Annotated in this window: 24 protein-coding genes; 17 read left to right on the top strand and 7 right to left on the bottom strand. The window is 43.3% G+C overall.

Annotated elements, in window-relative coordinates; translation table 11 throughout:
* Window positions 1-5 precede the first annotated feature (5 nt).
* Genes cobC through cobU form a run of 4 tightly spaced genes read right to left on the bottom strand, consistent with a single transcriptional unit; the run spans window position 6 to window position 2,883 of the window.
* Entirely contained in the window at window positions 6-542 is a 537-nt protein-coding gene (cobC, locus tag HMPREF9944_RS02190; protein ID WP_008564140.1) for an alpha-ribazole phosphatase, read from the bottom strand.
* On the bottom strand, window positions 539-1,312 hold the full coding sequence (cobS, locus tag HMPREF9944_RS02185) for an adenosylcobinamide-GDP ribazoletransferase (protein WP_008564139.1): 774 nt from the start codon (window positions 1,310-1,312) through the stop codon (window positions 539-541). The genes cobC and cobS overlap by 4 nt, the downstream gene beginning before the upstream one ends.
* Window positions 1,313-1,315: 3 nt before the next feature.
* Window positions 1,316-2,353 (bottom strand): nicotinate-nucleotide--dimethylbenzimidazole phosphoribosyltransferase, encoded by a 1,038-nt coding sequence (gene cobT / locus HMPREF9944_RS02180; RefSeq protein WP_008564138.1) that lies wholly within the window; start codon window positions 2,351-2,353, stop codon window positions 1,316-1,318.
* A gap of 2 nt (window positions 2,354-2,355) precedes the next feature.
* Window positions 2,356-2,883 carry a bifunctional adenosylcobinamide kinase/adenosylcobinamide-phosphate guanylyltransferase gene (gene cobU / locus HMPREF9944_RS02175; protein WP_044113195.1) on the bottom strand — a complete coding sequence of 176 codons (528 nt, stop codon included), beginning with the start codon at window positions 2,881-2,883 and terminating at the stop codon, window positions 2,356-2,358.
* Between the two features lie 226 nt (window positions 2,884-3,109).
* Here cobU and HMPREF9944_RS02170 point away from each other — a divergent pair, with 226 nt between their 5' ends.
* The 15 genes from HMPREF9944_RS02170 (at window position 3,110) to HMPREF9944_RS02100 (ending at window position 18,987) form a co-directional block, all read left to right on the top strand.
* Window positions 3,110-4,198: an OmpA family protein gene (locus HMPREF9944_RS02170; protein WP_008564134.1), complete on the top strand. Its 1,089-nt coding sequence runs from the start codon at window positions 3,110-3,112 to the stop codon at window positions 4,196-4,198.
* 894 nt (window positions 4,199-5,092) lie between these two features.
* On the top strand, window positions 5,093-6,346 hold the full coding sequence (locus HMPREF9944_RS02165) for a nucleotide sugar dehydrogenase (protein ID WP_044113194.1): 1,254 nt from the start codon (window positions 5,093-5,095) through the stop codon (window positions 6,344-6,346).
* 52 nt (window positions 6,347-6,398) lie between these two features.
* A complete protein-coding gene (locus tag HMPREF9944_RS02160) occupies window positions 6,399-7,145 on the top strand; it encodes a cytidylyltransferase domain-containing protein (RefSeq protein WP_008564131.1) in 747 nt (248 codons plus the stop codon).
* Window positions 7,146-7,155: 10 nt separating this feature from the next.
* The gene (locus tag HMPREF9944_RS02155) at window positions 7,156-8,196 is read left to right on the top strand and encodes an N-acetylneuraminate synthase family protein (RefSeq protein WP_008564130.1); all 1,041 of its coding nucleotides are present in this window, start codon (window positions 7,156-7,158) and stop codon (window positions 8,194-8,196) included.
* Window positions 8,196-8,696: a KdsC family phosphatase gene (locus HMPREF9944_RS02150; protein ID WP_008564129.1), complete on the top strand. Its 501-nt coding sequence runs from the start codon at window positions 8,196-8,198 to the stop codon at window positions 8,694-8,696. The genes HMPREF9944_RS02155 and HMPREF9944_RS02150 overlap by 1 nt, the downstream gene beginning before the upstream one ends.
* On the top strand, window positions 8,693-9,973 hold the full coding sequence (locus HMPREF9944_RS02145; protein ID WP_008564128.1) for a DUF4910 domain-containing protein: 1,281 nt from the start codon (window positions 8,693-8,695) through the stop codon (window positions 9,971-9,973). Before HMPREF9944_RS02150 ends, HMPREF9944_RS02145 begins: the two co-directional genes overlap by 4 nt.
* On the top strand, window positions 9,970-10,983 hold the full coding sequence (locus tag HMPREF9944_RS02140) for a hypothetical protein (RefSeq protein ID WP_008564127.1): 1,014 nt from the start codon (window positions 9,970-9,972) through the stop codon (window positions 10,981-10,983). Before HMPREF9944_RS02145 ends, HMPREF9944_RS02140 begins: the two co-directional genes overlap by 4 nt.
* A gap of 15 nt (window positions 10,984-10,998) precedes the next feature.
* The gene (locus HMPREF9944_RS02135) at window positions 10,999-11,511 is read left to right on the top strand and encodes an acyltransferase (RefSeq protein WP_008564126.1); all 513 of its coding nucleotides are present in this window, start codon (window positions 10,999-11,001) and stop codon (window positions 11,509-11,511) included.
* A gap of 10 nt (window positions 11,512-11,521) precedes the next feature.
* Window positions 11,522-12,802 (top strand): lipopolysaccharide biosynthesis protein, encoded by a 1,281-nt coding sequence (locus HMPREF9944_RS02130; protein WP_008564125.1) that lies wholly within the window; start codon window positions 11,522-11,524, stop codon window positions 12,800-12,802.
* 68 nt (window positions 12,803-12,870) lie between these two features.
* Window positions 12,871-14,040, top strand: coding sequence for a glycosyltransferase family 4 protein (locus HMPREF9944_RS02125; protein WP_008564123.1), 1,170 nt, complete (start codon window positions 12,871-12,873; stop codon window positions 14,038-14,040).
* Window positions 14,041-14,233: 193 nt separating this feature from the next.
* Entirely contained in the window at window positions 14,234-14,830 is a 597-nt protein-coding gene (locus HMPREF9944_RS02120; protein ID WP_244861097.1) for an acyltransferase, read from the top strand.
* Window positions 14,815-15,534, top strand: a complete 720-nt coding sequence (locus HMPREF9944_RS02115; RefSeq protein ID WP_008564120.1) for a glycosyltransferase family 2 protein — start codon at window positions 14,815-14,817, stop codon at window positions 15,532-15,534. Before HMPREF9944_RS02120 ends, HMPREF9944_RS02115 begins: the two co-directional genes overlap by 16 nt.
* A complete protein-coding gene (locus HMPREF9944_RS02110; RefSeq protein ID WP_008564119.1) occupies window positions 15,534-16,619 on the top strand; it encodes a glycosyltransferase in 1,086 nt (361 codons plus the stop codon). Before HMPREF9944_RS02115 ends, HMPREF9944_RS02110 begins: the two co-directional genes overlap by 1 nt.
* Before the next feature lie 2 nt (window positions 16,620-16,621).
* On the top strand, window positions 16,622-17,860 hold the full coding sequence (locus HMPREF9944_RS02105) for an O-antigen ligase family protein (protein WP_008564118.1): 1,239 nt from the start codon (window positions 16,622-16,624) through the stop codon (window positions 17,858-17,860).
* Between the two features lie 41 nt (window positions 17,861-17,901).
* Window positions 17,902-18,987, top strand: coding sequence for a glycosyltransferase (locus tag HMPREF9944_RS02100; protein WP_044113192.1), 1,086 nt, complete (start codon window positions 17,902-17,904; stop codon window positions 18,985-18,987).
* Between the two features lie 154 nt (window positions 18,988-19,141).
* Here the strand turns inward: HMPREF9944_RS02100 and HMPREF9944_RS02095 are convergent, their stop codons facing one another.
* Window positions 19,142-19,504, bottom strand: a complete 363-nt coding sequence (locus tag HMPREF9944_RS02095) for a hypothetical protein (RefSeq protein ID WP_008564116.1) — start codon at window positions 19,502-19,504, stop codon at window positions 19,142-19,144.
* Between the two features lie 929 nt (window positions 19,505-20,433).
* Between HMPREF9944_RS02095 and HMPREF9944_RS02090 the strand changes: the two genes are divergently transcribed.
* Both HMPREF9944_RS02090 and HMPREF9944_RS02085 read left to right on the top strand, forming a co-directional pair.
* On the top strand, window positions 20,434-21,669 hold the full coding sequence (locus HMPREF9944_RS02090; protein WP_008564115.1) for a site-specific integrase: 1,236 nt from the start codon (window positions 20,434-20,436) through the stop codon (window positions 21,667-21,669).
* A 14-nt stretch (window positions 21,670-21,683) separates the two neighbouring features.
* Window positions 21,684-22,046: a hypothetical protein gene (locus tag HMPREF9944_RS02085; RefSeq protein WP_008564114.1), complete on the top strand. Its 363-nt coding sequence runs from the start codon at window positions 21,684-21,686 to the stop codon at window positions 22,044-22,046.
* Window positions 22,047-22,095: 49 nt separating this feature from the next.
* Here the strand turns inward: HMPREF9944_RS02085 and HMPREF9944_RS02080 are convergent, their stop codons facing one another.
* Window positions 22,096-22,398 carry a helix-turn-helix domain-containing protein gene (locus HMPREF9944_RS02080; RefSeq protein ID WP_008564113.1) on the bottom strand — a complete coding sequence of 101 codons (303 nt, stop codon included), beginning with the start codon at window positions 22,396-22,398 and terminating at the stop codon, window positions 22,096-22,098.
* A 37-nt stretch (window positions 22,399-22,435) separates the two neighbouring features.
* Window positions 22,436-22,714: a helix-turn-helix domain-containing protein gene (locus HMPREF9944_RS02075; RefSeq protein WP_008564112.1), complete on the bottom strand. Its 279-nt coding sequence runs from the start codon at window positions 22,712-22,714 to the stop codon at window positions 22,436-22,438.
* Window positions 22,715-22,744 lie beyond the last annotated feature (30 nt).

Here is a 22,744-nt window from a genome sequence, read left to right as displayed (position 1 = left end):
TAGTTTTATATTTCAATCTCTTCGATTCCTCCGAACGGCACGAGGTTCTCGAAGGCATTTTCCTTAGTGAACAAACCGCCGTAGATGCCGGCACAGATAAGGACGCCGCCATGAGAAAACACGGCGACACGGTTGTAGGAGCGAGTTTTGAGTTGGTCGAGAAAGGCCGCGACGCGACGGTAGAGCATGGGAAAACTCTCGCCGCCGGTGGTTTCGAGGTGCATATAGTCTTCGTACCACGCAAGGATATGCGAGTCTTCGCGTTCGATGTCATCGTAGCGACGCATCTCCCATTCGCCCATGTTTATCTCCTTGAGACGGTCGTCGAGCGTAGGGGTGGGGTAGCCGCAGTAAGCCGCCAACTGGCGGGCACGCGTCAGCGGCGAAGAGAAGATGGCATCGAAAGGTAGGTTCTTTTGAAGGTTGTGCTTGGTGGCAGCGGCTTCTTGCTCGAATGTGTCGGCAAGAGCTACGTCGCTCCAGCCATAGCATGTACCTTCGGGGAGGGCTACCTTGGTATGTCTGATGAGTGTTACTTTCATGAATTGAGTGTGATGTAGGTGAGATAGAAAGTGAGTTCAGTCAGCAGGAACACGGCTCCGCAACAGTCGCCTGTATAGCCGTTGATACGGCGATGCATCAACAGGTAGAGCAGATAGAATACGAGTGCAGGCATAGCGATGCCGAGGTAGGGCAGGCCTGCAAAATACCACAAGCCGATAGCGGGAAGTGTGCCTTGTATGAGGAGCAACAAACCGGCCTTGATGCTTATTTTGCGGTAGACTACTTGGCCTTTTGCCGTTTCGGCCGTCCGTGCGTAAGGCATCATCTGAATGAGTTGGGCGGTCATCATCTTGAAGAAAGGGTCTGCTGCAAGTATCATCAGTGCTGTGATGCGTGGCGGGAGTATCGTTAGACTTTGATGGAGCAGCATGAAGTAGAGGACGAGCCCCACGACGCCATAGGTGCCGATGCGGCTGTCTTTCATGATGTCGAGAATGCGCTTGCGGTCGGTTCCGCCTCCACCGAAGCCGTCGATGAAGTCGGCAAGTCCGTCTTCATGTAAGGCTCCGGTGATGAGAATGCGCACGATGATGGCTGCCATGGCAGCCAATGCTGTCGGCACAACGAACGAACCAAAGTAAAGGGTGGCTGCCATGCAACCGGCGGTGAGCCAGCCAGTGAGCGGCCATAGTTCGACTACGGTTTCGTAGGCTTCTTTTCGGGGTTGATGGATACGCCAGAAAGGTAGGCGAGTGAAGAATATGAAAGCGGCGAAAAGGCGGTCGCGCCATGGAAGACGAATATTCATCGGTCAGAAATATTTAGTGATATGGGCATTGTCGAAGTTGTTCATCTCGTTCATCATACGTACGGAAGATTCGATAATGGGATAAGCGCACAGGGCTCCGGTACCTTCGCCGAGCCTCATACCTAAGGATAGTAGAGGCTTGGCGTTCATGCAGTCAAGCATTCTGCGGTGCCCGCTTTCGCCACTGCAATGACCAAAGACGGCATAATGTAGAATGTTCGGATATAATCTTGATGCCGCCAGCATGCAGGCCGTCATAATAAAACCATCGACCATGATGATCATGTGGTGCTCGGCAGCACGGAGCATGGCCCCGATAGCTCCTACCATCTCAAAGCCTCCGAAATAGCGAATAGCGTCAATCGTTTGGCAGGAACGAGCATTGAAGCGGATTAGGGCATTCTTCAAAACGTTCTCTTTGTGGCGTATGCCTTCGTTGTCGAGCCCCGAACCGGCCCCGATACATTCGCTTAGTGGGATGTTTCCGAAAAGACTCATCCAGATACTCGACGGACATGTATTAGCAATCCCCATTTCTCCCATGCAAATAACGGTACACCCCTCTTCAAAACAGCGGTCGGCCATCTCTTTCCCTGTGCTGATGGCTCGGTCGAATTCTTCTTCTGTCATGGCCGGACCATGCAGAAAGTTCTTAGTTCCATAGGCTATCTTGCGGTCGATGATGGTTGGATAGGCCGTGAGTTCATGGTCTATTCCCATATCAATGATATGTAGTTTGAAGCCATGCTGACGGCATAGCATGTTGACTCCGCCACCACCTTTAGTGAAATTAATCATCTGTTGCCATGTCACGTCGCGGGGAGAGGCCGATACACCTTCGCGTTCAATGCCGTGGTCTCCTCCGAAGAGCAAATGGCAAGGGTGGGAAAGTGTAGGAGATAATGTTTGTTGAATAAGTCCGATTTGCAGGGCCAGTTCTTCTAATCTCCCTAAAGAACCCTTAGGTTTATTCAGATTGTCAATCTTCTTGACAAGTAAAGCTTTGATATCCTCTTTGGGTGCTTCTATATTGAACTTCATCTCTATTTGATTTTAACGGGAATCCCTGCAACCATCAAGATAACTTCGTCGGCTTTAGCTGCTACATATTGGTTCATCCAGCCTTCCAAATCGGTAAAGCTTCTTTGAATGGCATTATCACTGACGCTACCGCTCCCGATTTCATTGGTCACGAAGATAAATGTTGCCTCTTGAGCCGTGAATTTATCGAATTCTCTTTCGATAGCCTCCAAGGCTTCGTCAACTCCGGGTTGTTCTCCTACTTTTCTATCTTTATCATAAAAGAAGTTCGTACACCAAAGCGTGATACAGTCAATCACGCACACCTTATTATATATATAGTGCCTTGACAGATATTTCTCTTCTTCTATGTTCGTCCAGTTTGCTCCTCTACGTTCCCGATGTCGGTTTACACGTTCTTTGAATTCTTCGTCCCATATGTGCGCTGTAGCCATATAAATAGGATAGTCAGAAAGCGATAGCGCCAATTGCTCGGCATACATGCTTTTACCTGACCGTTGTCCGCCGGTAATCAGTATAATTTTTTTCATGATGCGAAGATAATAAAAACTTATCTAAGAACCGATGATGACTCAAGAAACAATAGAGAAAAAGGTGTAAAATTGATAAAGTCAATTGTTTTTTCTCACTTTTTATGCTTTGTAGCATAATTTTATTTGTAAAAATTTGGTGGTTCCAATATTTTTTAATTACTTTGTACCCGTAAAATAAGAAAAAGAATAAATTCAATAATCATTAATTAATTTTTAGAGAGACATGAAAAAGTTAGTTTTATTGTTCGCTGCGGCTACTATAGCGGTATCTGCTTCTGCGCAAACTGTAGAGGAGAGCAAGACGTTCGATAACATCTATGTAGGTGTCAACGGCGGTGTCGCTACAAAAACGACGAAGAATGACGGTGTAAAAGGTAGACTGAAGACATTGGATCCCAATGCTGGCATTCGTGTAGGTCGTTGGTTTACTCCTGTGTTTGGTTTGGCTGTTGAAAGCAATGCTTATTTCTCAAATAAGCCTTGGAAGTCAACTGGCACATTTGTTCGCTTTTTGAATACAAGCCTTCTCGGTACTGTTAATCTGAGCAACTGGTTTGGCGGTTATAAGGGTGAGCCACGTACGTTCGAAGTTATTGCTCTCGGCGGTATTGGCTGGGGTCATCTGTTCGGCAATACGAAGCAGTATAAAGCAGCTAAGTGCCACAATAACTTTACTTCAAAGTTGGGACTTGACTTCGCTTTCAATTTAGGTGCAGACAAAGCATGGCAGATTTATGTTGAGCCGGCTATCATCTATGGTCTCAACGATAAGACCAACAGTCCTTATCACTTGGGTAACGATGTTATTCAGTACAATGTAAATCACAGCTTTGTGCAGTTGAATGCCGGTTTGGTTTACAAGTTCAAGACTTCTAACGGTACTCATAACTTCAAGATTGCAACATTGCGTGATCAGAGCGAAATTGATGCACTCAATTCACAGATTAGTGATCTTCGTGACGAACTTGCAAAGAAGCCAAAAGAGGTTATCAGAGAAGTTGTTAAGGAAGTTCCTGCTGAAGGAAACACTGCTTGCACCAATCCTCTGTTCGTAACATTCGCTCAAGGCAAGTCTAAACTTACAAGCGATGCCAAGAAAGTTCTTGATAATATTGCACAGGGTAGCAAGGTTCAGATTGTTGGTACGTCTTCTCCTGAAGGCTCAACCTCATTCAACAATAGACTTTCTCAGAACCGTGCAAACGTTGTTGCTAACTACTTGAAGAATAAGGGTGTGACCGTAGAAAAGGCTGATGGTAAGGGTGTTCAAGGCATTACTTCTAACCGTCTTGCTATAATCTACGTAAAATAAAGCAAGAATAAAATCCATAGAGGACCTTTTTGGGGCGACATAATCCTTGTCTCCCCGATAAAAAAGGTAGTTAAAAGATAAATAATGCATGAGTTCGGTACGTGGTGTATCGGACTCATGTTTTTTTGTTTTATATGGTTGTGGAGCTCACGTTGTGAGGTTTAGAATTTAATCTCAGCTATTTTGCTACTTGATATGACTGATATTACAGTCTAAAATGACTGATATTAGAACGTAATATGGGTGAGATTGGAATGCAAGCCATAAGCTGTTGATTATCAATATAACTGGTATCTCGAACAACTTGAATAAATATAGGGGGATGTACAGCTCACGTGTCCGCTCAAACAGTCATGTATATATATTCAATTCCAATGATGCCACCTCCTTGGCTTGGTCATATTACGTCGTAAAACAGAGGAGATAGAAAGGAATGTAAGCCATATTTACATACAACATTCGGCTATTAGCAAAGAAAAAACACAAAGAAACCTGTATGTGATTGATTTTACAGACCGACTTATGATGGTTTTATGTGTTTTTTTTGTATTTTTGCAAGGTCTGTTATGAACAAACTATTGATCAGACTGTAAGATGGTTGTGACGCAATTTTGGATAAAACAAGGTTGCAGAGCAAGGAATTAGAGAATTATAAGGTTATAAAACGACAAAATGGATAGGCGTATTGCAGATATAGTGAGCACGATTTGCCCTTCTACGCCATTCTTTCTCTATCCCTACGGACGCTCTTATATGTGGTTTGATTACGTGCATGTTCTCGTACTACTTATTCCATAAGCATGGAGTGAGTGGGAAGAGAGTTCTTGTTAGTAGTTTTTACAATCCGGTTGGGGATAAACGGGATTCTAATTTGCCATAAATTAAAAGTTATCAATGGAAAATAATAATATGAAAATAGCTATTGCGGGCACCGGATATGTGGGACTCAGTATCGCAACGTTGTTGGCACAACATCATCATGTGGTGGCGGTAGACGTCATACCTGAAAAAGTGGAGATGCTGAACAGGCGCGTTTCCCCCATTCAGGACGAGTATATTGAGAAGTATTTCACTGAGAAAAAGCTGGATTTGACAGCCACACTTGATGCTGCTTCGGCCTACAAAGATGCCGATTTCGTAGTGATAGCTACGCCTACCAACTACGATCCCGTAAAAAATTATTTTGATACCCGGCATGTGGAAGAGGTTATCGAACTTGTCTTGCAGGTGAATCCACAGGCCATCATGGTGATTAAGTCCACAATTCCTGTGGGCTATACCGAAGGCGTTCGTGCAAAATACCATTCCGATAACATCATTTTCGCGCCAGAATTCCTGCGCGAGAGTAAGGCACTCTATGATAATCTCTATCCCAGTCGCATTATTGTCGGCCGACCTGAAGGAGATGAGCGATTGGATAAGGCGGCACGCTGTTTCGCCAGCCTCTTGCAAGAGGGCGCTATCAAGCAGAATATCGAGACATTGTTCATGGGATTGACGGAAGCCGAGGCCGTTAAGCTTTTCGCCAACACCTATCTTGCCTTGCGTGTCAGCTACTTCAATGAGTTGGATACTTATGCCGAGATGAAAGGACTGAAGAGTAAGGATATAATTGATGGGGTAGGGCTTGACCCACGCATTGGTACGTTCTATAATAATCCTTCTTTCGGCTATGGAGGCTATTGTCTTCCCAAAGATACGAAGCAGTTATTGGCCAACTATGCAGATGTTCCTGAGAACCTGATTGAGGCTATCGTGGAGAGTAATCGCACACGTAAGGATTTCATTGCAGATCGTGTGCTCCACAAAGCAGGCTACTATGACTATTATCATCGTGGAGATTATGATTCAAAACAAGAGCGGCAATGTGTCATCGGCGTTTATCGACTGACGATGAAAAGCAACAGCGACAATTTCCGACAGTCAAGTATTCAGGGTGTAATGAAGCGTATCAAGGCGAAAGGAGCCGATGTCATCATCTACGAGCCTACACTTGAAGACGGTTCAACGTTCTTTGGCAGCAAAGTCATTAATAATCTTGACGTGTTCAAACAGCGTTGTCAGGCAATCATAGCCAATCGCTACGATAATTGTCTGGAGGATGTCAAAGAAAAGGTTTATACAAGAGACTTGTTCAGAAGAGATTAGGATAGAATAAAATAAGACAAGTGGTTGGAAATTATAATAAAAGAACGGGCTTATGATTACATTTATGATTCAGGCGCGTGTGGGTTCAACGCGATTACCTAACAAAATACTCCTGCCTTTCTATGAAAACAAGTGTATTTTGCAACTGTTGCTTGATAAACTCAAGCAGGTTGAAGGTACGAACATCGTGATAGCGACCTCTAAGGATTCGCAAAATGATGCGATAGAAGCATTGGCCAAGCAAGAAGGTGTGCGTTGTTTCCGAGGCGAAGAGAACGATGTATTACAACGATTTATCGATGCGGCGCATGCCTTTGATGCAGAAAGACTCATTCGCATCTGCTCTGACAATCCTTTTTTAGAGCTTCATTCAATCCGGCAATTGGTGGAAAAAGCACGGCAGAGTAATTGCGATTATATGAGTTTCAATATCAATGGCACACCATCGATTAAAACACACTATGGCTTTTGGACAGAATATGTGACGTGCAATGCCTTGGAATGTGTGAAGAACACCACGCAAGAGCCACTCTATCACGAGCATGTCACGAACTACATCTATAGCCATCCCGATGATTTTTCCATTGAATGGTTAGATGGTCCTGCGGTTCTGGCTACTCATTCTCATGTGCGATTAACTACCGACACACGCTCGGATTTCGAGACAGCACAGCAGGTTTATAGTGCATTATGTAGCAAAAACCCCTATCCTTCCATTGCCGAAGTAATCGATTTCTTAGATCATCACCCCGCATTCTATCAGCAAATGGAAGCGCAAATCAAGCAAAACAGCAAATAAACGTAACGATATGGAAGCGACATATATAATAGGTGAGATTGGACAAAACCATAATGGCTCAGTTGATATCGCCAAACTTTTAACAGAATTAGTATCACGTCCGATTACAGAAGAAGATTTCGGCTTAGCCCTTATGCCTATAGATGCGGTCAAACTGACTAAGAGAGACCTCGCAGAAGAGCTATCATCATCGCAGATGAATCGCCCCTATGACACGCCAAACTCCTTTGGAAAGACTTATGGTGAGCATCGTCAGTTCTTAGAACTCAGTGATGAAGAGCACTACGAGGTCTATAAATATGCCAAGTCTTTGGGCTTAGAGTTCGTCGAAACGTTATGTGCAAAAGGGTGTTTGTCACTACTTCGTCTCTTCACGCCCGACAGATTGAAAGTTGCCAGTCGTGATTTAACCAACCTTCCGCTATTGGAAGCCTTAGCCGAAACGCGCATACCGATTATTCTTTCAACGGGTATGGCAGGCAAAAAAGAATTAGATGAAGCTTTAGAAGTGATAACAAAGTATCACGATAACATCGCTATTCTGCATTGTGTATCGCAATATCCAACCGAACCCGATAATCTAAACCTTCTCACCATTCGCTATCTACAGAAGCATTATGGTCAATATACCATTGGCTTTAGCGACCATACGATTGGTATTGCTGCCCCAATTGTAGCCGTAGGTATGGGCGCAAAGATTATCGAAAAGCATATCACCATTGACCGGGGCATGAAAGGTACCGACCAAAAAGGCTCTTTAGGTCCTGATGGTGTACGTAGAATGGTGCGCGATATCCGCTTGGTTGAACATTGGTTAGGCACAGAAGACCTTTACATTGATCGGAGTGTTGCTGCGTCAAAAGTTAAACTTGAACGCTCCATTGCGTCCAATAAGGATTTGAAAGTGGGCCATATTATCACCGAAAATGATATTCATATGCTTAGTCCGGGCGATGGTTTTAAGTGGTCAGAACGTTCTCTCCTGATTGGAAAGAAGCTCAAAACGTTCGTTCCCAAGAATGAGATTATTTACCAAAAGTATTTGGAATGATGAGAAAACTCCCCCGAATAATACTTACAGACATTGATGGTGTGTGGACCGATGGAGGCATGTACTATGACCAAACGGGCAATGAGTGGAAACGTTTCAACACGTCAGATAGTGCAGGCGTGCTGTTTTCTCATCGCCTTTCCATCCCCGTTGGCATCATTACAGGCGAAGATACCGAGATTGTTACACGCCGGTCAGAGAAGCTAAAGATTGATTATCTTTATCAAGGCGTTAGCGATAAGTTGAAAGTAGTGCACGAAATCTGTCGTAATTTGAATGTAACATTGGCAGAGATTGCCTATATCGGTGATGATTTGGGCGATTTAGAAGTGTTAAAAGCGGTGCAAAAAGCTGGTGGAATCACAGGTGTCCCAAGCAGTGCTTCAGCCTATATCCGATCCTATAGCAGCATCGATTTAGAGAAAAGAGGAGGCGAAGGCGTCTTCCGTGAGTTTGTAGAACGCATCATTATCGGTGCGAATGAACAATTGCCATTATGAACACAACCGAGTTAGAAGCTATTTTTGATGAGCTTTGGCCATTGAACCGAAGTCTTTCGGGTGAAGGAAACCGTCGATCCTTTGCTATTTTAAACCATTATATGCCTTTCAACATTCGTGAAATTCCAAGCGGTACTACTTGTTTTGATTGGACAATCCCGCCCGAATGGAATGTAAACGAAGCTTGGATTAAAGATGATAAAGGGCAGAAAATTGTTGATTTCAGAGACAATAATCTACATCTTCTGGGCTATTCTACGCCGATTCATGAAACGATGTCGTTTGAAATGTTGTGCAAACACCTATATACTTTGCCCGATTTTCCCGATGCAATACCTTATAGGACGTCCTATTATTCAAGGCGATGGGGCTTTTGTTTATCGCAAAACCAGTTCGACAAACTCGATAAAACAGCCCAATATGAAGTGTTGATAGATAGTAGTTTAGATGAAAAAGGCAGCATGACCGTGGGCGAGGCCACCTTAAAGGGCGACTCAGAGAAGTGCGTTTACCTCACCTCTTACATCTGTCATCCCTCCATGGCCAATAATGAGTTGTCGGGACCACTGTTGTTATTGGAGCTCTATCAGCGCTTAAAGCAGAAGCATTTGCACTACACCTACAAGTTTTTACTTATGCCTGAGACCATCGGAAGCATTTGGTATCTCTCAGAACACTATCAAGAGATGCTGCAAAACACGCTTGCAGGCATCGTTCTTACCTGCGTAGGCGACCGCGGAAACTTCTCGTTGAAGAAGTCACGAATAGGCGATTCCGACATCGACCGCATCGCAAGCTATTACATTCAACAAAAAAAAGGAACTCTTATCGACTTCTTTCCTTCGGGAGGAAGTGATGAAAGGCAATACTGTTCTCCCGGTATCAACCTTCCATTCTGTTCGATAACGCGAACGATGTATGAGCAATATAAAGAATATCATACCTCAAAAGACAATAAAGCTTTTATCTCTTTCGAATCTATTTTGGGCTCTGCTGACTTGCTTGAACGTATTATTGACACCCTCGAAAATGATGAAATATTTATCAATCTCATGCCTTATTGTGAAGTTCAATTAGGAAAACGAGGGCTCTATCCTACATTAAGTGCCGTGGGAAATAAGTCAGATGAGCTCAAAGCCATGATGTGGTTACTCAACTATTCAGATGGGAAACATTCCCTTTTTGATATTATTCAAAAGTCGAATATTAACCTCGATAACTTTCTTTCTGCGCGCAATCGCTTATTAGAACAACATATAATCAAAAAAAAGTCATGACTTCTGCCTTTCAAAAAGCAGTACCTTCTGTTTTCGTTATTACCTCTCCGTTTCAAGCGCTTTGTGCATTTAATGCCCTCAAGGAGTTCGAAATTACTGACTATCGCTTTTATTTAGCCCTGATAGAGGACGTTCGTAATGAACAGCTTTTTACGCTTTTCAGACAGCAAGGCATTGCTTATGAAGTTGTAAATATGGAAAAACTGACGAAAATCGATAGCATTAAATTCTTGAAGCCTCATATTTCAAAATACAAACGGCTGTTTATCGGCGATTCACGAAACCTCTTACAATACTATATTGGGCTGTCACGGTTGAGTAATGGTGGAAGCATCGTCTATTTAGATGATGGTAATGATAACATATTTCTACTGAAGGGATATAAACCTAAGGTTCGGATGAGAGTGCGATTACACCAATTATCATTTGTATTGGCCTGTAAATTGCGGAGTATAGATAACCATAACAACATCTATACCGTATATGGAGACATTCACAATGTAGCCTTTAATATTCGTCTAAATGATTTCAAACAAATCGTTAATCAGCAGAACAATGGCGACCTCCGCGATGTTTTTTTCATCGGAACCAACTACGATCGTTTCTGCGAACCGGGCAATCTGCCTTTTGATAGGGTGATGAATAACTTAGAAGCTACGTTCAAAGAACTGCAAGAACGGTATGGAAGCCAACACAACATTTACTATATTCCACATGGAAGAGATACGCACGAACTTCCCAAATCACTGTGTTCAAAGTATAATGTGCAATATATTAGACCGGAAGTGACCGTTGAGCTATTCCTTTCCAACCTTGGATACCAGCCTTATTACGTATTAGGTTACACTTCAACGGCACTTTATAACATCAAATTACTATTCCCAAAGACACGTATTGAGAATGTTATCTTTAAGGTAAAAGCCACAAACGATTTCATTAGGCAAATAGAAGTTGTAACCGATTATTATAAAAATCATGGCATTAAGACTATATGTGCCAAGGAAAAATAAACAAGAAAATAAAATATGGTACTATTTTCTAAATTGCGGTTAGCAATAAACTTCTTCCAAAAATGGTGGTTTACGCTAAGGGCTAAACGTATATTGGGCGGCTATGGTGAGGGACTTGAGGTGAACAAACGATGTCTTTTCTCCCAACAAACTATGGTAAAAGATTATTGTTGTTTTAACGGAATGAAGATTTTAGGGAGTGGAAAAGTTCACATTGGAAGCTATTTTCATTCAGGAACCGAGTGCATGCTTATCACTGAAAATCACAATTATGAGGGTAATCAAATCCCCTATGACAGCACATATATCTATAAAGACATCACCATTGAGGACTTTGTATGGATTGGAAACCGCGTTATCATTATGGGAGGTATCCGTATTGGTGAAGGCGCAATCATCGCTGCAGGTGCTGTTGTCACGCGAGATGTACCCCGATGTGCCATTGTTGGCGGTAATCCTGCCCTCATTATCAAATACAGAGACGTCGCTCACTTCGACCAATTAAAACAAGAACGAAAGTTTCATTAAATCTTTTTGGATGACGATAAACTCAATCTTTCTGCACGCTAAAGGTAATAAGACATTAGTGAACGGATCGCTCTACTCGCTTTTTTCATTCTTAGGACAAGGTTGTAACTTCCTTATCCTCATTTTGGTTGCTGGTTATATCTTACCTACCGATTATGGAAAACTTAGCATTTTCAGCACAATTGTCACCTTTGCAGGCTACTTTATTGGGCTTTCGACCTATGGATATGTATCTATTTCCTATTTCCGTGAGACCTATTCGGTATTTAAAAAGGACTTTACGGCTATTATTTTCATTCACACTTTGTCGTTTCTTGTACTCACACTGGTGGCCTCTTTACTCACCGATAACATGGTAAAAGCCTTGGAAATAACACGTCCTTTGCTCTATTATGCACTGATTATTTCGTTCGGTAATCTCTTGTTTAATATTCATCAGGATTATCTTCGTATTCAAGAACGACTTAAAAGCTATGGTATTTGGAGTATTACTAATGCACTTTTGAACTTTATTCTTACCCTAATTTTTGTTATTCTGCTCAAGCAAGGATGGCTCGGACGCATCGATGCACAGTTGATTTGCATAACCATCTTGGGGCTGTTGGCACTTTTTTCATTCTACCATGCCCGTCTTTTCACTACAGGCTTTTCGTGGAAACGCTACAAAATGATTATCTTTTTTGGTCTCCCTATGATTCCACACTTGGCTACCATATGGATAAAACAGGGCTTAGACCGCTATATTATCAATTATCATTACTCTACTTATGAGGTGGGTATCTTTAGTTTTGCCATTAACTTGGTTACTGTTATTGTCATGATTGGTTCGGCTTTCAACGCTACTAATTCCGTAACACTCTATCAGATTTTGGGTAATAAAGCCACTTCAAGTGAAGAAAAACGCATGGCTTTGCGTCGACAAACTAAGACTATCGCTTGCGTTTATGCTGCAGCGAGCGTTGTTTATGTACTCTGTATCGTCCCCATTTGCTATATCGCATTGCCCAAATACACTCCTGCTGTCCCTTATTTTCTCATACTTTGCGGCTATGGAATACTGCAATGCTTTTATTTTCTCTATTGCAACTACATGTTTTTCTACAAGGAAACAAAACAGTTGATGTATATAACTTTCGGCTCTTCACTACTGCATCTCACGCTTTCTCTGCTGTTTACGCAATACTCTCTCTATGTAACGGCCACGATTTACGTGCTGGTTCAAGCCCTCATCCTAGCGTTGGTGGTTCATTATTCAAGCAAGATATTAAAGGAGAATTTGGTAGAATGCTAAGTATCATGCGCCGTTAAGCACGGCAAAATAATTATTTTCTGCGAGGTTTATTATCTAAAAATCTATTTATGCGCATTGCAATCGTAGGTCCGGCCAATCCTTTTGAGTTTAAAAGCTATTTCAACGGCAATCAAAATCCACCCAATATCAATGGAAATGCGGCTTCTGTGAATGCACATATTCAATCACTGTTGGACTTAGGACAAACGGTTGAGGTGTTTACTTATGATATAAACAACACGAATTCAAATCTGTTTTTCAAAGGAAAACAGCTCCGCTTTACGGTCATCTCACGTAAAAAGAATATAATTATTCGCTTTATTCGCATGGATATTGTGCGGAATTTACGCAAGGAAATCGGTAAACGATGGTATGATATTGATGTGATTCATGCGCAGTGGACCTATGAATATGCCTATGCCATCACAAAATTTGCAGGGGGAAAACCCTGTTTCTGTACGGTCAGAGATTGGTGTCCTTATCAGATACCGTTGCAAAAGCGATTGGGAGATAAACTTTATTGGCATGTAAACCGTTTTTTCTTCAAACGTGTTTTTGCAACTTCCGATCTCCATTTTATAGCTAATTCCGAATATACTTACGCCTGTATCAAGGCATATCGTGCGCAACTGACCCCTCATAAGCTATTCAACGGCATTAAATCACAGTTCATTCTCACCGAGAGAACACACTATCCCGCAACGACGACTTTCGTTTCGATTGCGCAAAGCATCACCGAACCGCGCAAAAACATCGAAAAATTGTTACAAGCCTTTCAGAAACTACGTACGTATCACGACACGAAACTCCTCTTGATTGGTGCGTATGACGAGGAAAAAGTGAACGCATGGCGCGGCAAGGGTCTCTTAAATCAAGTGGAACTGCGGGGCAGTATTGACCATGATAGTGTAATTTTGGTGTTAGACGGTTGCTCCGTTCTGGTGCATCCTGCTATGGAAGAGACTTTTGGAAACATTCTTTTAGAGGGCATGGCACGTCGAATTCCTGTCATTGGCGGCCTTCATGCAGGAGGCGTTCCGCAGGTTTTGGGGCAAGGGAAGTATGGTATTCTCTGCGATGTCACAAGTGTTGACAGCTTGTTACAGGCCATGTTGAAGGCAGAGGACCCCAAGATTGCTCAACCACTCATTGCAGATGCCACAACTTATCTGCAGCAGAACTTCAGTTCCGACGTGGTAGGCAAGAAGCATTTACAGGTCTATCAAACTTATATTTAAGTTAATGCGCTTTCAATATCAGCCATATTACTTGTTAATCTCAGCCATATTAGGCGCTAATATCAGCTATATTACACGCTAATCTCAGCTATATTGCGACGCAATAACAGTGCTTTCAGTTCATCATGTTATGACTTTCATGCATCATCTCACATTTTTCTTTCGCATCAAACGCAAATTGGTGCAAATCATTATGCTTAGATTGAACCCCATCAAGTTTGCCATTTATGGCATCAAGTTGGGCAAACGGGCGTGTATTTACAATCATGTTTATCTGCATGTGCACCCCAAAAGCAACGTAACCATAGGCGATTCGTTCACCATGACGAGTGGAGACAATTTCAATCCGCTATGCAGAAATATTAAAGGTTGCATCTATTTGGAGCGCGAAGATACGATAATCAAGATTGGAAATCATGTGGGTATGTCGTCAACTTGCTTGTGGGCAAAGCGCGAAATAGTGATAGACGACTACGTAAACATCGGTGGAGACTGCATCATCATGGATAGTGACGCCCACAATCTCGATTGGCGCGTGCGTGATTCGGGCGAAATGTTCGATACAAAAACAACGATGGACGTACACACTGCAGTCTGTAAGCCCATTCATATTTGCAGCCATGTGCTCATCGGAGCACGCACTATCGTTCTCAAAGGCGTTACTATTGGACGAGGAAGTGTGATTGCTGCGGGCAGTGTTGTGACCAAAAGCATTCCCGAAAACGTGATTGCGGGCGGAAATCCATGCCGAATTATCAAAGAAATCAATACATCATGCAACCCAAGATAACCATTATCACTGTTTGCTATAATGGAGAAAAGACGATTGAAAAGACGCTGAAGTCGGTCATCAATCAGTCTTATTCGAATGTAGAATATATTGTTATTGACGGAAAATCTACCGATCAAACGCTTGATATCATTCGAAAATACAGCGATAAAATCGCGAAAATCGTGTCGGAACCTGATAAAGGAATCTTCGATGCAATGAATAAAGGCTTGCAATTGGCTACGGGAACGTGGGTGAACTTTATGAATGTGGGCGACCGTTTCTATGCCGATACGACGCTCGAGCAGTTGTTTCAAGATGAGATTGCACCCGAAACGGGCATCGTTTACGGTGATACGGAGAGTCAAAAGGGCCTTTTGAAGATGACACCTTTCTATCAACGGCGGAAGAAAAATGTGCCGATGGGCATCTGTCATCAAAGTCTTTTTGTAAGAACGGAGCCTGCAAAGCGCATCGGTTTCGATGAAAAGTTCAAGGTGACGGCCGATTATAACATGGTGTTTCAGCTTTACAAGCAGGGCTACGGCTTTCATTATGTGCCCGTTCCTGTGGCGGTTTACGACCTAAGAGGGTTCTCGGCAAGAAACAATGTGCTGCAGTTCAAAGAGATAGCAACCATTCGTGGTGTGAAGAAAACGCCGGGATATTATGTAGATTATGCGTTGGTTGTAGTAAAATCCATCATCAAAAACATTTTATATTGATGAAGATTCTACACGTTATCAACGGCTTGACAAGTGGAGGAGCAGAGCGATTGGTCTGCGATATTGCCTGTATGGCAAGCGATGATGCGCACGAAATCAGTGTGCTCTGCCTCTCTTCACGGCATGATGTCTATACGGAAGCTATGCGGAAACAAGGTATAAAGGTGTGTTGTTTGAGTGGGGGAACGGTGTATAATCCGCTGCTTTTGTGTAAATTATTTGCCTTTTTCCGAAAGCACACGTTTGATATCGTCCACGTACATCTGTTTCCTTCGTTTTATTTCATGGCACTGTTGAAGCAGTGGGGCATGAAAAGTAAGCTTATTTATCATGAGCATAACACCTTGAATGGCCGGATCAACTCTCGGTTCTGGCGGTTTTGGGATAAAAAAATGTATGCATCGTATGCGAGAATCATATGTATCAGCGATGCTGTTAAGGCTGTTCTTCAACGGGTTTATGCGTTGGATAACCGGCAATTGACGGTGATTTGCAACGGAGTCGACATTGAAAAGTGTCATAAAGCCACGCCTGTTCCACGGCAGGAACTTCCGGCAGGAATTGCCGTCGATGACAAAATCATCATCATGGTAGCCCGTTTCAATCCGCAAAAAGACCATCAAACATTGCTCAAAGCCTTGACTATGCTTCCTGAAGACTATAAGCTTTTGCTCATAGGAGAGGGCGAAATGCAGCTGCAAGTGAAGCAACTGGTGGTAGATTTCGGCGTGAACGACCGCACGTTTTTCATGGGTTATCAATGCGAACCGGCCCGCTTCGTGAAAGCATCCGACGTGTTTGTGCTCTCATCTGTATTCGAAGGCTTCGGCTTGGTGTGTGTGGAAGCTATGGCTTGTGGCACACCTGTCATTGCAAGCGAGGTGCCGGGAATGGCCGATGTGGTAGGGGAGGTCGGTCGGTTGTTTAACGTAGGCGATGCAAAAGCATTGGCAAACCATATTTTGGAAGTGATGAACAATCCTATATTGTGCCGACAAATGGTGGAAAAAGGGCTAGAACGGGCGCAGCAATACGACATTCATTGCATGACAGACCGCTTGATTGGCCTTTATGATTCTATATAAGTATGGATAAACTCATTCGCTTCTTCGCCATCAGAGTACTGATATGCACGCCCATTTCGGTATGGTTTGCCTTGTCGGAGTACCTTCGCATCAGCTATATCTTGTTGCTGTTGGCCTTTGTTTCAGATGCGATTTATAGCCTTTCTCATCGTGAAAGCAAGTTGATTGTGTTCCAATCGAACACGCAAAGACAGCGTCTTTTGTTTGTTTGCTTCATCGGAATCATCGTGATTTCCTTTGTCGTAAACTCGGTTTGGCACCCACAACCCAAGCTAATGTCCAACTTTATCGGGACATTAGGCATCTTTTTTCTGCTTTATTTCTATTATTCATCACTTGTCGAAAAGTATCTGTCGGTGGTGTTATGCTTTAAATATTTGGCTGTCAGTTGCGTGCTTTTGATAGGAATTATCGTTGTAGATTCCGTGCTTGTCAACTTCTTCGGGATTAAAATCCACGATTATTTCTGCATCGGTTACAATGGGAACACCGACTATTTTTCACGCTTTATTTGGACAAGTACGGCCGCCCCGACCGAAGAACCGGGCGTTTCGGCCCAGTTTCTCAATGCCCTTCTGCCATTTGCTCTTTGTCATTTCAAGGGCAGGAAGCGTGCTCTGGTCTGTTTGGGCTATGCCTATTGCCTGTTTTCGCTATTTTCAACGACAGGCATTGTGACGTTTGTCTTCATAGCAATGGTTCATGTTTTCTTGTTTTCACGGCGCAGCGTAAAGCTTTTTCTATTGATGTTCACCATTTCGTTGGCAGGTTTTGTGGCTGTATCTTACCAAGCAAACGATGAATTTCAAATGTATGTCAATCAAATCGGGATTATAGACAAGGTCGCATTTTCAGGTAAAACGGCCTCTGATGCCGACCGTTCCGAGGGCATGAAGCTGGCTGTTGACAATGCAATGGAGGCTCCTTTGTGGGGTATGGGACCGGGTTATGGCAAGGCAATCCGTGAGACCGGCTACCTCAGTACGTTCTTGGGGTTCATGGGAAATTATGGTTTTTTGGGTGGATTTCTTTTCATTTTGTTTTGGATAACGTTCCTTCAAAAGATTAAAAAGATGCCTGATATTCCGGAGAAAAGGGCACTGTTGGCTTCTTTTTTAGCCGTTACGGTTGCGGCATGCATCGGGGATTGCCTCCACATGTTTATGTTATGGTTCTTGTTACCGATTATCAATAAGTCCTATAATCACAGTCTACGGCGTGGAAAGTTGTCGGTGGCGTAGTGAAAAAATAATTGTTGTAGTAGAAACCAAATACAATAGCGATGAAAATAATGATGATTGGCCAGCTCATTGGCGGGCTCGACTCTTACATTCGTAATGTAATTGAATATACTGACGACCGCTTTGAGTTCGTGATTGTTACGGGAAAGACCGACAATCACAAGCCTATTGTCAAGCGAGGGACGGTTGTTAAGGAGTATCATGTAGACATGTTCAGGGCCTTGAACCCGCAAAAAGACCTGCGATGTCTGTTGGATACGATTAGGATTATCCGCAAGGAGAACCCTGACATTATTCATTGCCACAGCGCAAAAGGCGGTGTAATCGGCCGGATAGCGGGAAAGTTGACGAAAAAGAAGACCTTCTATACGCCGCACGCCTTTTCCTTTCTTTCGGCCCAGTCAGGCATAAAGCGGCAGATTTATCTCTTTTTTGAACGCATTTGCAGGTTTGACAGTTTTGTATTGGCATGCTCGAACTCTGAAAAAACAATAGCTGTCAAGCAGGTGGGTTATCGTACTTCGCATGCAATGGTATGGAACAACGCGGTTCCCGATGCCTCAGATGTGGAACCGGCTCCGCTGGATTATCCGGCAATATGCTATATCGGCCGGCCTTCTTATCAGAAGAATCCACAGTTTTTCGTTGAGCTTGCCAAGCGAGTTCATACAAAACATCCCGAAATCAAGTTCTATTTGCTCGGCGTCGGCTACTATTCGCCCGATTTAGGTGCCGTAGAATCGCTGGTCAAAGCGTATCAATTAAAAGACACCGTTATCCTGAAACCGTGGTTGAGCCATGCAGAAACGATGGCCATCGTCAAGAGCTGCCTGTTTTACCTCACGGTGTCACGCTATGAGGGTCTGCCTTTGGCCGTCATAGAAGCGATGTCTTTGGGGAAAGCAATCGTGGCTTCAAACGTATGGGGGAACATGGATTGCGTCGCCGATGGCTACAACGGGAGGCTTCTTCCGCTCGAGCTCGATGTTTTTACAGACACTTTGCTCACCTTGATTGAGGACAAGGAGCTGCGGGATACGTATTCCCGCCATTCGCGCGAACGGTTCGAGCAGCAATTTCTAATTACCCGCCAAATCAAGAACTTGGAGGCGATCTATGAATCATAGGAAGAAAACTGCGCTATAGTAGGGAACCGAGAAGGCTATAAAGTCTTTCTTCCGCCGCTCCGCCAGGCAGTTTGTTAGAAGAAACATAACGAAAAAGCTGCATATCCATTGTGGATATGCAGCTTTTTGTTATATGCTCTCTTCAATATTCCGATTACATGTTGAGACCACGGTTGTTCATTGTGGTGTTGAGAAGAAGAAGATACTTGCTGTACTGGCTGTTGTTCAGAATGTAGTGCATGTATTTGAGATTCTTCTCGATGGCTTTGTCGACCATAGCCTTACGCTCGTCCTTGGGGGCATTGGCTGCGTTCATCATCTCGATGCAGAAAGTTTTGTGTACATCCTCCACACTTTCGAGCTGATCGCTTGAGAGACCAAGGGCCTGAGCCAGCTTGCCATAGTTAACAGTCATGTCATAAGCAGCAACCGTGTTGGCTGCCTTTGTGTTCTCACCCTCGGCAAAAGCCATTGTCATACTCATAACTGCAACGAGTGTCAAAATCATCTTTTTCATAATCTTTTTACCTTTCTTTGTTTGTGGACCCTTTTCTTTTCGGTCCTGTTATACTTTTTATGTTTATCCTAAAATGTCTTTTTGTTTCCTTAAGACGTTGCAAAGGTATGACAGAAATACAACATCTGCAAGCAAATATAAGATTGTTTGCGCAAACAGGCGCTTTTATTGACATAAATCAATAGTCTGGCTTTCGGATTATAAGTACCTTATTATATATAACCGGAGGTTGTTTTTTCGGGAAAGATGCACCGTTTTCTCAAACATGATGGGAGGAGCCGGAGAAAACGATAGCAGTTTTTTGTAAAACGATAGTACTTTTCCGGTAAAACGATAGTACTTTTTTGATGAAGGGATAGTACTTTTTAAATGATACAATAGCACCTTATCAAAAAGACAACAGTATCTTTCCTCAAAAAGGTATATACCTTTTCGTTAAAACGTATATACCTTTTTATGAAAAAGTATATACCTTTCTAATTAAAAGTATATACCTTTTCAGTTAAAAGTACGCACCTTTTTAAAAGAGAGGGTATAGCTTTCCATAAAACCGCAGTATTTTTTGATGAAAAACTATCCTCAAGGTTCAAGAAAAGGCAAAATAGCGTAAATGAATTGTGAGTCAGTCAGTTCTGATTTTTAAGCCATTTGTCCGAAAACCGTCAAAAGACAGGCTTATGCCTACTTCGGACAGAGCAGCGTTACCAAAACATTACCACCTCCTTTGCAGGTGAGGATTGGGAAAAGCGGTAACGAACAGCACAAAATCCGACCTGAACTTCGGGGATTACCTCCTGCAAAGGTACGTCGATGAAAAGAAACAGGCAAATAAATTGCGGATTGTTTCTTTACCATTGAACGACAATATTTTGCATAGCAACAAATAACCTGACAATGAATAGTTTTGTAAACCGTAAAAAGTCAGAGTTATGCGTAGTACGTTTAAGGTTCTGTTCTACCTCAAAAAGAACGCTCCCAAGAAGAACGGTTCCGTTCCCGTGATGTGTCGTATCACCATTGACGGCACCATTGCCCAGTTCAGTTGCAAATGCGATATCCATCCTGATTTGTGGGACATCAAGAGCAATAGAGCTTCGGGAAAAAGTGCCGTTGCGTTGGAAACCAACCGTTTTTTGGACAAGATACGTGTCGGCATCAATGCCAAATACAAGGAGATAGCCGAGCGGGATAACTATGTCACTGCCGAGAAAGTGAAGAATGCTTTCTTGGGTTTGGAAATGCGGTACGAAACCCTGCTGAAAGTCTTTGCCCAGCACAATGAGGACTTTTTCAAACAGGTAGATGCGGGTTTGCGAAGCCCATCCACCTACCACAAGTATAGTACGGTCTATAAACATTTGGAGGAGTTCATCAAGACCCGCTACCATGTCAGCGACATTGCGTTAAAAGAACTCACTCCGGCTTTCATCACCGACTTCGACATCTTCCTGCGCACCGAAAAGCAATGCTGTAACAACACGGTATGGATTTACATGATGCCCCTACGCCGTATGATTACCATTGCCCAAAAACACGGATGGATAGTCCGTGACCCCTTCGTGGATTACAGCATATCTGCCGAAAGTACCGACAGGGACTATCTGACGAAAGATGAAATCCGTCGGCTGTTGAATTTGAAGTTCAGGCGCAAGTCGATGGAACTGGTTCGGGATTTGTACGTCTTCTGCTGCTTTACGGGCTTGTCCTTTACCGATATGAAGAACCTGACCAAGGACAATCTTCAAACCTCCTTTGACGGTAAACTCTGGATTATGACCAAGCGACAAAAGACGGGTGTGGAATCCAACATCATGCTTTTGGACATTCCGAAGCAGATTATCGAGAAGTACGATGGCATGGCGAAGGAGGATTACCTCCTACCCGTTCCGCAGTATATTACCGCCTGCAAGAACATCAAGAAAATCATCGGACTCTGCGGTATCGAAAAAGAGATTACGTGGCATACCAGCCGCCATACTATGGCGACGGAAATCTGTCTGACCAACGGCGTTCCCATCGAGACCCTTTCCAAGATGCTCGGACACACGAATATCCGCACCACGCAGATTTATGCCAAAATCACACACGAAAAGGAAAGTCGGGACATGGCGGCACTTTCCGATAAACTGAGTAAGATAGAGCAGTTCAATGGGATCACTATATAATAAGGAGGAGAGCTATGAAAAGAGAAATCATAACCATTGGAGAGAACGGAAAAGTATATATCCCGACAGCTCCCGTTTGGATGTCAGCTTGCGAAATTGCCGCCTTATTCGGAGTATTCTCCGGTAAGGTAAACAATCACATCAAATCTATCTTCAAAGAGGGCTTACTCAGAGAAGATGAGGTGATGCAAACGCTATTGTTTAAGGGCGGGGCGGTGGATTTATACAATATTGAAATGATCACGATGCTGGCGTTTCGCTTTACCTCTCCACATGCCAAGAGTTTTCGTCAATGGATCATCGGAAGACTGACCGAAAAGAAGAGAACAAGTCCTCCGCTACTTGTGTGTTGCGGCAAAGGTGGATGGTACAACTGAATATGAGAACAGGCAGTAAGAGAAGAGTTTCTTACTGCCTGTTTCTCCGTCAAGGCTTCTCAAACCGAGGACGGTAATTCTCCTGCAACAGCTTTTCCACATCTTCTTCCCGGTAGAGTACCTTTCCGCCTAACTTGATAAAGGAGATTCTCCCCATATTGCGATAATCCTGTAACGTGCGCCGATTGATATGCAACAGGCGGGATAATTCATCATCCGTCAGATAGCGATGCCCGTTAAGCAGAGGTATGTTCTTTTTCCGCAGGATATCAATTCCCTTTATCATACGGTCGCTCGCGTTGAGAAAGTATTCAATCTCTTCGTTGTTCTTGGTCTTTACATCGTTGTCCATATTTTACATCGGATTTAGTGGTGATACTATTCATTGGTCATAAAGCGGAGGATTGTTCGAGCAGTTTCCCGACATCCTCCGGCTTGTAGAACATCTTATACCCTATTTGCGTATAGGGCAGCATTCGGTTGCTGCGGTAAGTTTGCAGGGTACGTAAACTGATGTTCAGGATTTGGCAGACATCCTGATTGTCCAGCCACCTGCCCATACGCTTCTCGTCACACTCCCGACACAGGGCATCGACTTTGGCGGTCAGAATGCGGAAACGTTCCATCATGGCTTCATACGTTTTCTTCTCGATTGTTATTACTTCCATATTTCTGTTCGTTTTAAGATTACACTTTGT

Source organism: Segatella maculosa OT 289 (genome assembly GCF_000243015.1).
Taxonomy (GTDB): domain Bacteria; phylum Bacteroidota; class Bacteroidia; order Bacteroidales; family Bacteroidaceae; genus Prevotella; species Prevotella maculosa.
This window is presented reverse-complemented; position numbering and strand designations above follow the sequence as displayed.

Bases quoted from the DNA above. Each gene is read 5' to 3' on its own strand.
- HMPREF9944_RS02155 (WP_008564130.1), top strand. From the start codon at position 7,156: ATGGAAGCGACATATATAATAGGTGAGATTGGACAAAACCATAATGGC.
- HMPREF9944_RS02095 (WP_008564116.1), bottom strand. From the start codon at position 19,504: ATGAAAAAGATGATTTTGACACTCGTTGCAGTTATGAGTATGACAATG.
- HMPREF9944_RS02100 (WP_044113192.1), top strand. From the start codon at position 17,902: ATGAAAATAATGATGATTGGCCAGCTCATTGGCGGGCTCGACTCTTAC.
- HMPREF9944_RS02160 (WP_008564131.1), top strand. From the start codon at position 6,399: ATGATTACATTTATGATTCAGGCGCGTGTGGGTTCAACGCGATTACCT.
- HMPREF9944_RS02165 (WP_044113194.1), top strand. From the start codon at position 5,093: ATGGAAAATAATAATATGAAAATAGCTATTGCGGGCACCGGATATGTG.
- HMPREF9944_RS02125 (WP_008564123.1), top strand. From the start codon at position 12,871: ATGCGCATTGCAATCGTAGGTCCGGCCAATCCTTTTGAGTTTAAAAGC.
- HMPREF9944_RS02130 (WP_008564125.1), top strand. From the start codon at position 11,522: ATGACGATAAACTCAATCTTTCTGCACGCTAAAGGTAATAAGACATTA.
- HMPREF9944_RS02170 (WP_008564134.1), top strand. From the start codon at position 3,110: ATGAAAAAGTTAGTTTTATTGTTCGCTGCGGCTACTATAGCGGTATCT.
- cobT (WP_008564138.1), bottom strand. From the start codon at position 2,353: ATGAAGTTCAATATAGAAGCACCCAAAGAGGATATCAAAGCTTTACTT.
- cobC (WP_008564140.1), bottom strand. From the start codon at position 542: ATGAAAGTAACACTCATCAGACATACCAAGGTAGCCCTCCCCGAAGGT.
- HMPREF9944_RS02135 (WP_008564126.1), top strand. From the start codon at position 10,999: ATGGTACTATTTTCTAAATTGCGGTTAGCAATAAACTTCTTCCAAAAA.
- HMPREF9944_RS02145 (WP_008564128.1), top strand. From the start codon at position 8,693: ATGAACACAACCGAGTTAGAAGCTATTTTTGATGAGCTTTGGCCATTG.
- HMPREF9944_RS02110 (WP_008564119.1), top strand. From the start codon at position 15,534: ATGAAGATTCTACACGTTATCAACGGCTTGACAAGTGGAGGAGCAGAG.
- HMPREF9944_RS02085 (WP_008564114.1), top strand. From the start codon at position 21,684: ATGAAAAGAGAAATCATAACCATTGGAGAGAACGGAAAAGTATATATC.
- HMPREF9944_RS02120 (WP_244861097.1), top strand. From the start codon at position 14,234: ATGCTTAGATTGAACCCCATCAAGTTTGCCATTTATGGCATCAAGTTG.
- HMPREF9944_RS02105 (WP_008564118.1), top strand. From the start codon at position 16,622: ATGGATAAACTCATTCGCTTCTTCGCCATCAGAGTACTGATATGCACG.
- cobS (WP_008564139.1), bottom strand. From the start codon at position 1,312: ATGAATATTCGTCTTCCATGGCGCGACCGCCTTTTCGCCGCTTTCATA.
- HMPREF9944_RS02080 (WP_008564113.1), bottom strand. From the start codon at position 22,398: ATGGACAACGATGTAAAGACCAAGAACAACGAAGAGATTGAATACTTT.
- cobU (WP_044113195.1), bottom strand. From the start codon at position 2,883: ATGAAAAAAATTATACTGATTACCGGCGGACAACGGTCAGGTAAAAGC.
- HMPREF9944_RS02075 (WP_008564112.1), bottom strand. From the start codon at position 22,714: ATGGAAGTAATAACAATCGAGAAGAAAACGTATGAAGCCATGATGGAA.
- HMPREF9944_RS02115 (WP_008564120.1), top strand. From the start codon at position 14,815: ATGCAACCCAAGATAACCATTATCACTGTTTGCTATAATGGAGAAAAG.
- HMPREF9944_RS02090 (WP_008564115.1), top strand. From the start codon at position 20,434: ATGCGTAGTACGTTTAAGGTTCTGTTCTACCTCAAAAAGAACGCTCCC.
- HMPREF9944_RS02150 (WP_008564129.1), top strand. From the start codon at position 8,196: ATGAGAAAACTCCCCCGAATAATACTTACAGACATTGATGGTGTGTGG.
- HMPREF9944_RS02140 (WP_008564127.1), top strand. From the start codon at position 9,970: ATGACTTCTGCCTTTCAAAAAGCAGTACCTTCTGTTTTCGTTATTACC.